Annotated in this window: 7 protein-coding genes and 2 tRNA genes; 5 read left to right on the forward strand and 4 right to left on the reverse strand. The window is 31.7% G+C overall.

Annotation, left to right across the window (positions count from 1 at the left end; genetic code table 11):
• From Q0138_RS07160 to Q0138_RS07170, 3 genes are all read left to right on the forward strand, one after another.
• The coding region (locus Q0138_RS07160; protein WP_297982647.1) for an AAA family ATPase at positions 1–565 on the forward strand (565 nt) is incomplete at its 5' end.
• 38 nt (positions 566–603) lie between these two features.
• Positions 604–1,074 (forward strand): cyclic pyranopterin monophosphate synthase MoaC, encoded by a 471-nt coding sequence (gene moaC, locus Q0138_RS07165; protein ID WP_297982650.1) that lies wholly within the window; start codon positions 604–606, stop codon positions 1,072–1,074.
• 172 nt (positions 1,075–1,246) lie between these two features.
• Positions 1,247–3,319: a DEAD/DEAH box helicase gene (locus Q0138_RS07170; RefSeq protein ID WP_297982653.1), complete on the forward strand. Its 2,073-nt coding sequence runs from the start codon at positions 1,247–1,249 to the stop codon at positions 3,317–3,319.
• A 188-nt stretch (positions 3,320–3,507) separates the two neighbouring features.
• On the opposite strand, the gene Q0138_RS07175 is transcribed toward Q0138_RS07170, so the two are convergent.
• Together Q0138_RS07175 and Q0138_RS07180 are read right to left on the reverse strand one after the other, a co-directional pair.
• Complete coding sequence (locus Q0138_RS07175) at positions 3,508–3,810, reverse strand: DUF2098 domain-containing protein (RefSeq protein ID WP_297982656.1); 303 nt, start codon at positions 3,808–3,810, stop codon at positions 3,508–3,510.
• A gap of 134 nt (positions 3,811–3,944) precedes the next feature.
• Positions 3,945–4,388, reverse strand: a complete 444-nt coding sequence (locus Q0138_RS07180) for a PRC-barrel domain-containing protein (protein WP_297982659.1) — start codon at positions 4,386–4,388, stop codon at positions 3,945–3,947.
• A gap of 331 nt (positions 4,389–4,719) precedes the next feature.
• Between Q0138_RS07180 and Q0138_RS07185 the strand changes: the two genes are divergently transcribed.
• On the forward strand, positions 4,720–6,426 hold the full coding sequence (locus tag Q0138_RS07185; protein WP_297982662.1) for a tRNA uridine(34) 5-carboxymethylaminomethyl modification radical SAM/GNAT enzyme Elp3: 1,707 nt from the start codon (positions 4,720–4,722) through the stop codon (positions 6,424–6,426).
• Positions 6,427–6,770: 344 nt separating this feature from the next.
• The gene (gene deoC / locus Q0138_RS07190) at positions 6,771–7,496 is read left to right on the forward strand and encodes a deoxyribose-phosphate aldolase (protein ID WP_297982665.1); all 726 of its coding nucleotides are present in this window, start codon (positions 6,771–6,773) and stop codon (positions 7,494–7,496) included.
• A 415-nt stretch (positions 7,497–7,911) separates the two neighbouring features.
• Here the strand turns inward: deoC and Q0138_RS07195 are convergent.
• Both Q0138_RS07195 and Q0138_RS07200 read right to left on the reverse strand, forming a co-directional pair.
• Positions 7,912–7,984, reverse strand: a tRNA-Phe gene (locus tag Q0138_RS07195).
• A gap of 4 nt (positions 7,985–7,988) precedes the next feature.
• Positions 7,989–8,060: transfer RNA gene (locus Q0138_RS07200), tRNA-Val, on the reverse strand.
• Positions 8,061–8,437 lie beyond the last annotated feature (377 nt).

Raw genomic sequence — 8,437 nt, forward strand, 5'->3', positions numbered from 1 at the left:
GCGGATACTCCAGGATCTTGAAATATTATGCGGCTATAAAATCACTCCTGGTAAAACTCTTGTGTTTTTTGATGAAGTCGGAGCGGTGCCCAGAGTGCTTGGATCCTTGAAATATTTCTGTGAGGATATGCCTCAGCTTCATGTAATCGTGGCTGGCTCTCTTTTGGGACTGGCTATTCATAGTGGTGTTTCATATCCGGTAGGCAAGGTGGATGAACTGTCACTGTATCCTATGTCATTTTCAGAATTCATTTCTGCAAAATACGGAAAGTCATTGTCGGAGAAACTGAAAACGGCTCCTTTTGAAGATCTGGATACTTTAAGAACGACCCCGGAGAATGCATTGCGGGAATACTATTTTACAGGCGGCATGCCTGAGGTGGTTCAGGGCTACGTTGAAAACAGAGATTACCAGGATCTGAGAAATATTCAAAAAAGGATTCTGGCTGATTATGCCCTCGATATTTCAAAACATGCAAAACCGGAGATTCTCGGGCGGATTCATCAGGTCTGGTACTCTATTCCACAGCAGCTGGCAAAAAGCAACAGAAAGTTTATTAATTAAAAAAATAAAAGAATAAATTAAAGAAAGAAGGTGCCTATATGGGTGAAAAAGAATTTACACATTTAACTGAAAATGGAGTCCATATGGTTGAAGTTGGAGATAAGCCACAACAAAAAAGAACCGCAAAGGCCAGTGGAAAAATTTATCTTCAAAAGGAAACCATTCAAATGATTCAAAATGCAGAAATTAAAAAGGGAAATGTTTTAACTACAGCTCAAATTGCAGGCATTCAAGCAGTTAAAAAAACATCAGACATCATTCCCCTTTGCCATCCACTGAATCTTAGTGGAATTGAAATAGAATTTGATGTTGGGGAAACTGAGATTACAGCTAGCTGCGAATGCAGGTTAACTGGACAGACAGGAGTTGAAATGGAAGCCATCACCGGAGTTAGTGTAGCCCTTTTAACAATCTGGGACATGACCAAGGCTGTAGAAAAAGATGAGAATGGACAGTATCCCAATACAAAAATTTCAGACATAGTCGTTTTAGAAAAAGAAAAGATCTAAATTGAAAAATGTGAATACTTTTCAAATGCTCTTAGAAAATCCAAATAATATATAAGCTAGATATATAAGTATAAAAATTATTTATTGATACTGAACTGTACTGTTCAGAAACCAATATTGATATTGAACCATGCATTCAATTAATAATTTAAAAGTTAAAAGATTTGATAATATGGAAAACATCCCAGACAATATAAAAGCAATACTAAATAACTGTTATCCCTACATTAAGGAGTTTAATCCTGCACAAAAGGCAGTTATTGAATCAGGATATCTTGAAAACAATGACAATTGCATTATAGCAATACCTACTGCAAGTGGAAAAACCGTTCTTGGAATAATGGCGGCCCTTAAGGCAATACTTGCTGGAGGAAAGGCCGTTTATGCAGCGCCCCTCATTTCAATCCAAAATGAAAAGGTAAAGGAATTCAAGAAATTTGAGGAACATGGAATTAAGGTAGGCAGACATCCATCATCTGCAGACCTGTCCGTAATGGTTTTTGAATCATTTGATGTATTGACTAGATTTTCATGGGATGTTTTAAGAGAAGTTGATACAATTATCATTGACGAGTTCCATATGATTGGAGAATATTCCAGAGGCCCTACAATTGAATGTGCCATTACAAGAGCAAAAATCATAAATCCAAACCTAAGAATCATTGCATTGTCTGCAACATTGGAAAACATGTCAGAAATTGAAAACTGGCTGAATGCAACTGCAATAGAACATGACTATAGGCCGGTTCCATTGAACAAGGAAGTTTTAGACACTGAAATGTTCAATACAAAAAACAAAAATGATGTTGTTGTTAAAATTCTTGAAAAGGCAATTTCAGACAATTCACAGGCCTTAAGCTTTGTTTCCACAAGAAGATTTACTGAAAGTTTGGCAAAATACGTTTCAGACAAGCTAAAAAGGAAAATTACCGATGAACAAAAGCAACGCTTCAATGAGGTTGCAGAAAAACTTCTTGAAGTTCCTGAAAAGAAGGGATCAAGGCCAACTTCAACCTGTGAAAAATTAGCGGAAAGCTGTAGAAATGGAGCTGTATTCCACCATGCAGGACTTTTCAGTGAACAGAAGGAAATCATTGAGGATGAATTCAGAAATGGAAATATCCTAATGATTGCAGCAACCCCTAGTTTAATGTATGGGGTAAACCTGCCTTCAAAATATGTTGTCATAAGGGATTATACCCGTTGGACCTCACAGGGGCCTCAGGCAATACCTGTCTTTGATTATGAGCAAATGTCTGGAAGAGCGGGAAGACCCCAATATGATGATGTCGGCTACTCCTATCTGGTGGCAAAATCAATGGAGGAAGCTGGAAATCTTGAGGAAAGATATGTTTATGGTGATGTTGAACCTACAAATTCCAAACTAATTGAAAACAAGGATGCCGTATTTAAACAGATTATTGCCCAAGTCGCTTCCACATTATCAAAAACCCCTGAAGACTTGGAGGACTTTTTCAAGAAAACATTTTATGGATATCAAATGAGCGGAAATGCCTCAATGAGTTTCTTTGCAGAGGAAAGCCTGAAATTTGAAATTCAAAACTCATTGGAATTCCTGCTTCAAAATCAGATTTTACAGGCCACACCAAGTGGACTGAAAACAACTGCATTCGGTAACCTTATAGCAAAATCCAACTACAGTGTAGAGACTGCAGTTAAAATAAAAGAATACGTAAATCTTGTGGAAGGATTTAATCCTGAAGAGCTTATCTACCAATTGGCGCAAACTCCTGACTTGCCTTTAATCTCATTCAAGGGAAGAAAATCCAAGGATCCTGTTAAAGAGAAATTATCAAACCATGGCCTTTTCTCAATAGATATTGGAAATCCTGAAGCAACAGCAGTTTCATTGATTGAATGGATAAATGAAAGAAACGAATTCCAAATTGAAAATGCATACCACGTTTACGCCTCTTCAACCAGACGTTCTGCATATGAGGCATCAATGCTTGTCAGATTCACCAAAAACACAATGGAAGTCCTTGGAAAATACAACTATTCCAGAGACTTGGACATACTATCTGCAAGGCTTTATTATGGTGTAAAAGAGGATATAATACCTCTTGTAATTGGAGTGAAACGTTTAGGAAGAAAACGTGCAAGAGCATTAGTGGATGTATTTGGAGAGGATTTAAGACCAGTAAGCGAAAGCCAACTCCAAAGGGTTGACGGAATTGGTCCAAAACTTGCAAAAAGCATAAGAAACTTTGCAGAAAACTATTAAAACAGATTATGATTTACTATACATTTGTAAATTATAATATTTTTTTATTTTATTATTTGAAAAAATAGTTATGAAAATAATAAAAATTTAATAAAATTAACTAAAAAAAGAAATTCTTAAAAAAAAATAAGAAATTTAAATAAAAAAAATAAACTAAAAAAAGAAAAAAGTAAAAAGATAATCTAGGATTATCCTCCACCTTCACAACCTTGAATATCATTCATTGATTCAGTGAAATCATCAACACTTTCTTTAAATTCATTTACCTGTTCCATAGTATCCTTATCAACGGTTTCATTATGAACAATGTCCTTTTCTTGAACTACTTCCAATGAATCAACAGCATACCACATAGCAGGTTCATCCAATTTAACCCAAAAGCCATTATCTTCTTCTTTCAATTCAACAACTTGACTGACGGTACCAGTACCTGTGTATCTAATAAAGGAACCTACATCAATTGTTTCACCACGAATATCACAAAAACTCATTTTAGCACCTCCAAAATGAATTTAAAAATAAAAATTAATTTCAAAGTTTAATTTAAAAAAATAAATTTTTAATGAACTTCTAAATAAAAATTAAAATTTAAAGAAAAATTGTTAAAAAAGAACAAGTGAAAAGCTTATTCAATGTCTACTTTTTCAGCTTCTTCTTCTTCTTCTTCAGCTTCTTCAACAATTTCTGCTTCTACAGCTTCTGCTTCTTTAGCTGCTTCTTCTTCAGCTTTCTTAGCAGCTTTTTCTGCTTCTTTAGCTTCTTTAGCTGCAGCTCTTTCTGCTTCTTTTGCAGCTCTTTCTGCTTCTTTAGCTTCTTTTTTAGCTTTTTCAGCTTCTTCAAAAGCAGCATCTTTATTAATTTCAATGTTTAATAATACATAATCCCCTACACTCTTAATGTCTTCATAAGGTACATCAATTTGATTACTGGAAATTATGTTTTTCTTAAGAAGAATAGAAATTCCGGTAACTTTACCTTCAGCAGGTTCAAATTCAGCATCTACGATTTTACCTATGATGTTTGCATTAGAATCTAATACTTCTTTACCCAATAATTGTTTAATTTTCATATTTTAGACTCCTCAATAAATTTTTAAACCAAAATTAGAATTTAAATATGATAGAATACAAATTATAATAATATAAACATTTAATAATGATTATTTATAAAATAAAATGAACTACCAATTTAAATATAAAAATTTTAATAAAAAATCTTGATTTATTAAAAGTATGAATTTGAAATATATAAATTTATCTAATTATTAATAGGAATAAAAAACTAAATCCTAATTAAATTAAGAAAATCCTAATTAAAAAAAAAACAAATTATCAATTAATTAATTAATTTAAAAATAAATAAAACTATTTATTTATTAAAAAAGCATGGAGGGACATTAAATGGAAGAAGCATGTCGAATAATTATAGAAGACATTATAAACAACAAAATAACTACTCGACGTGAATTAGAAGTTGAAAAAAGACAATTGTGCAGAGATAGAAAGCTAAAGAAATTCATGAGCAACTCTGTTATCCTAGAACATGCCAGTCTTGAAGAAAGAAAGATTGTCTCTAATTTACTTAAGAAAAAACCTACCCGCACAATTTCTGGAGTGGCAATTGTGGCTGTAATGTGCCATCCTCACCAATGTCCCCACGGCAGATGTTTCTATTGCCCTGAAAGTGACATAGCACCTCCAAGTTATACTGGAGAGGAGCCTGCTGCTCTTAGAGGCAGAATGTTTAAGTTCCATCCATATGTTCAATGTTATAATAGATTAAAACAGTTAAATAAGGTAGGCCATCCTATTGACAAGGTAGAATTAATCATTATGGGAGGAACATTCCCATCTAAAGATTTATGCTATCAGGAATGGTTTGTATCCCAATGTCTAAAGGCTATGAGCGATTTTGGAATAATCCTTGAAAACATTAACGTGATTGATGACATTGATTCCGTTACAAAAGAGGATCTCCTAAAATTCCCGCCCTACAGCAACAAGGAACTAAAGACCTACCCTCCAAATGATTATGTCCTGATTGATGACATTCAAAGAATAAATGAAAACTCAAAAGTTAGATGCATTGGAATGACCTTTGAAACAAGACCTGATTACTGTAAGGAAGAACATGTTGACAGAATGTTAAAAATGGGCGTTACCAGAGTGGAATTAGGTGTTCAAACAATTTATAACCACATCTATGAAAAAATTAAAAGAGGACATACTGTAGATGATGTTATAGAGGCTAATAGAATCCTTAGGGATTCCGGCGTAAAGGTTGCAATGCATATGATGCCAGGACTTTTCCCGCTTGCAAGGGAAGTTCCTCAAGAGGAACAATGCCCTGAAAAAGATCTTGAAATGTTTAAAAGCATATTCAAGGATGAAAATTTCAAGCCAGACATGCTTAAGATTTATCCATGCCTTGTAACTGAAGGAAGCGAACTTCATAAATTATGGCAAAAGAAGCAATACAGACCGTATACTGATGAAGAGGCAGTTGATTTAATAGTTGAAATCAAAAAGATATTGCCAAAATGGGTTAGAACCATGAGAATTCAAAGGGATATTCCTTCAACCCTTATTGAAGCAGGGGTTAAAAAGTCAAATCTTGGAGAACTGGTTTACAATAGGCTTGAAGAGGAGAAAATAAACTGCAACTGTATCAGATGCAGGGAAATCGGACATAAAAAGACCGAAGAAAACTATACTCTTGATGATTACAGACTATTTGAAGAGAATTATATTGCAACAGAGGGAATTGAACACTTCCTATCCATTGAAGATGAAAATGAGGAAACACTTGCAGGATTTTTAAGATTAAGACTTCCAAGTGAAAAGGCACACAGGGAAGAAATCACACAAAACACATCCATAGTTAGGGAATTGCATGTTTATGGAAACATGATGAAGATTGGACAGAAAGGACAAAATATTGGCCAACACACAGGTTTCGGCGAAAGATTACTTAAGAGAGCTGAAGAAATAAGTCTTGACAATAACAAAGAAGAAATCCTAATCATCAGCGGCATTGGAGCTAGAAATTACTACCGCAAGTTTGGATACGAACGTAAAGGACCATATATGGCTAAAAAATTAATTTAAACATAAATTAAAAATAAAATTAAAATGAATCCCTTAATGAAAGTGTAATCTACATTTTAAAAATAGTTTAGAAAAAAACAAAACAAAAATAGTTTAGAAAAAAACAAAACAAAACCATAAAAAATCAAAACAATCTAACAAGACAAAAGCCTTATATAGTTTTAAATATAACTAACTATTATAGTACATTAAAACAAAATAAAAAAATAATAAGTTTTATAAAAAATTTATTAATGAAAAAGGACAATACTTAATTAATAATTAAAATTATTTTGGAGATTGTAGTTTTAGTTAAGCAATTAATTATATTGGAGATTAATTAGTTTTAAAATTGGAGGCATTTTATGATTAATAAACCTGAAGAATTAGCTAAATATATCGAATACACATATTTAGATAATACTGCAAACGAGGATCAAATGAAATTATTCTTTGACAAGGCAAAAGAATACAATTTCTATTCAGTTGTAGTACATCCTCATTATGTTAAATTAGCAAAAGAAGAATTAAAAGACACCGAGATGAAAATTGTAACTGTTATTGATTTCCCATTAGGTGCAGGAAACACTGAAGGAAAAATTGCAATGGCAAAGAAGGCAATTGAAGATGGTGCAGATGAAATTGACATGATGGCCAATATTCCTGCAATAAAATCACATGATTTCCCAACTGTAAAAGAAGATATTAGAGCAGTTAAGGAAGCTATTGGAGACACAATCCTTAAAGTAATTATTGAAACAGCACTCCTTACAGTTGATGAAAAGGCAGGAGCAAGTAAAATGTGTGAAGACGGTGGTGCAGACTTCATTAAGACAGGAAGTGGATTTAATGGAAATGAACAATTCTATGCTTTAATGGAAAGTTTAAGAATTATGAAAAAGAATGCTCCGCACGTAGAAATGAAAGCAGCTGGAGGAATTGACAATTATAAACTCGTCAATAATGTAATAGCTGCAGGAGTTACCAAAATCGGAACTTCCTCCGGACATCTGATAATTGATGAACTGAATCATGTCCTTGACAATCAAAAAGTAAGTCCAGATCAAAAGACAGGTCCAAGACTTATTTAAATTAAAAAAAATCAAATTAAATTAGTTTTTACTAATTTAATATTTTCTTTTTTTATTAAAATTAATTTAAATTCTAAAAATTACTCTTTTTTTAAAAATAACAGATTCTTTTAAAAATAACTATAATAATTACTCTTTTTTATTAAAATAATAAAAATCTTTTTAAAAAAAAAACTATAAAAATTACTCTTTTTAAAAATTAAAACAAAACTATTCATTTTAAGATTTTTAAATAACAAAACAAATACTATTTTTAAAAATTATAATATTTCATTTAAAAAAAATAATTAAAATACAAAATAAACTAGTAAAAATAAAAATATTAAAAGTAGTAATGAAAAACTAGTAAAAAAACATGAAATAAAAAATTAAAAAATAGTGAAATAAAAAGTTAAAAAAAAATAGTTAAAAAGAATGCCGTAGGCCGGACTTGAACCAGCGACATCTAGATCTTCAGTCTAGCGTTCTCCCAACTGAACTACTACGGCAAAATGGACCGAACGAGATTCGAACTCGTGATCACCTCCATGTCAAGGAGGTATCATACCCCTAGACCACCGGTCCTTTCTACTTATAGAATTATGTTTATGATAATATATAAACTTTTCTAAACTAATTATTAATCTGGAAAAATCAAACAAAATTCAATAAAAAATTTAGAATTTTAAGTAGTTTTTTTACAAAACCCGTTGCCTAGAAGTAAATTCATAAAATAACAACATATTAAGATTTGTTTTAATAGTTTATAAATTTTATGGAAAATTAATGGAGTTAATAAAAAAATTGAAAAAAATTTTGTAAAAAAATAGCTAAAAAATAAGCTAATAAAAAATAGTTAAAATGTAAAAAAATAGCTAAAAAATAAGCTAATAAAAAATAGTTAAAATGTAAAAAAATAGCTAAAAAATAAGCTAATAAAAAATAGTTAAAATGTAAAAAAA

It is taken from the genome of uncultured Methanobrevibacter sp. (genome assembly GCF_937906425.1).
Classification (GTDB): domain Archaea; phylum Methanobacteriota; class Methanobacteria; order Methanobacteriales; family Methanobacteriaceae; genus Methanobrevibacter.

Coding starts and splice junctions, on each gene's coding strand:
- moaC (WP_297982650.1), top strand. CDS start 604: ATGGGTGAAAAAGAATTTACACATTTAACTGAAAATGGAGTCCATATG.
- Q0138_RS07170 (WP_297982653.1), top strand. CDS start 1,247: ATGGAAAACATCCCAGACAATATAAAAGCAATACTAAATAACTGTTAT.
- Q0138_RS07175 (WP_297982656.1), bottom strand. CDS start 3,810: ATGAGTTTTTGTGATATTCGTGGTGAAACAATTGATGTAGGTTCCTTT.
- Q0138_RS07180 (WP_297982659.1), bottom strand. CDS start 4,388: ATGAAAATTAAACAATTATTGGGTAAAGAAGTATTAGATTCTAATGCA.
- Q0138_RS07185 (WP_297982662.1), top strand. CDS start 4,720: ATGGAAGAAGCATGTCGAATAATTATAGAAGACATTATAAACAACAAA.
- deoC (WP_297982665.1), top strand. CDS start 6,771: ATGATTAATAAACCTGAAGAATTAGCTAAATATATCGAATACACATAT.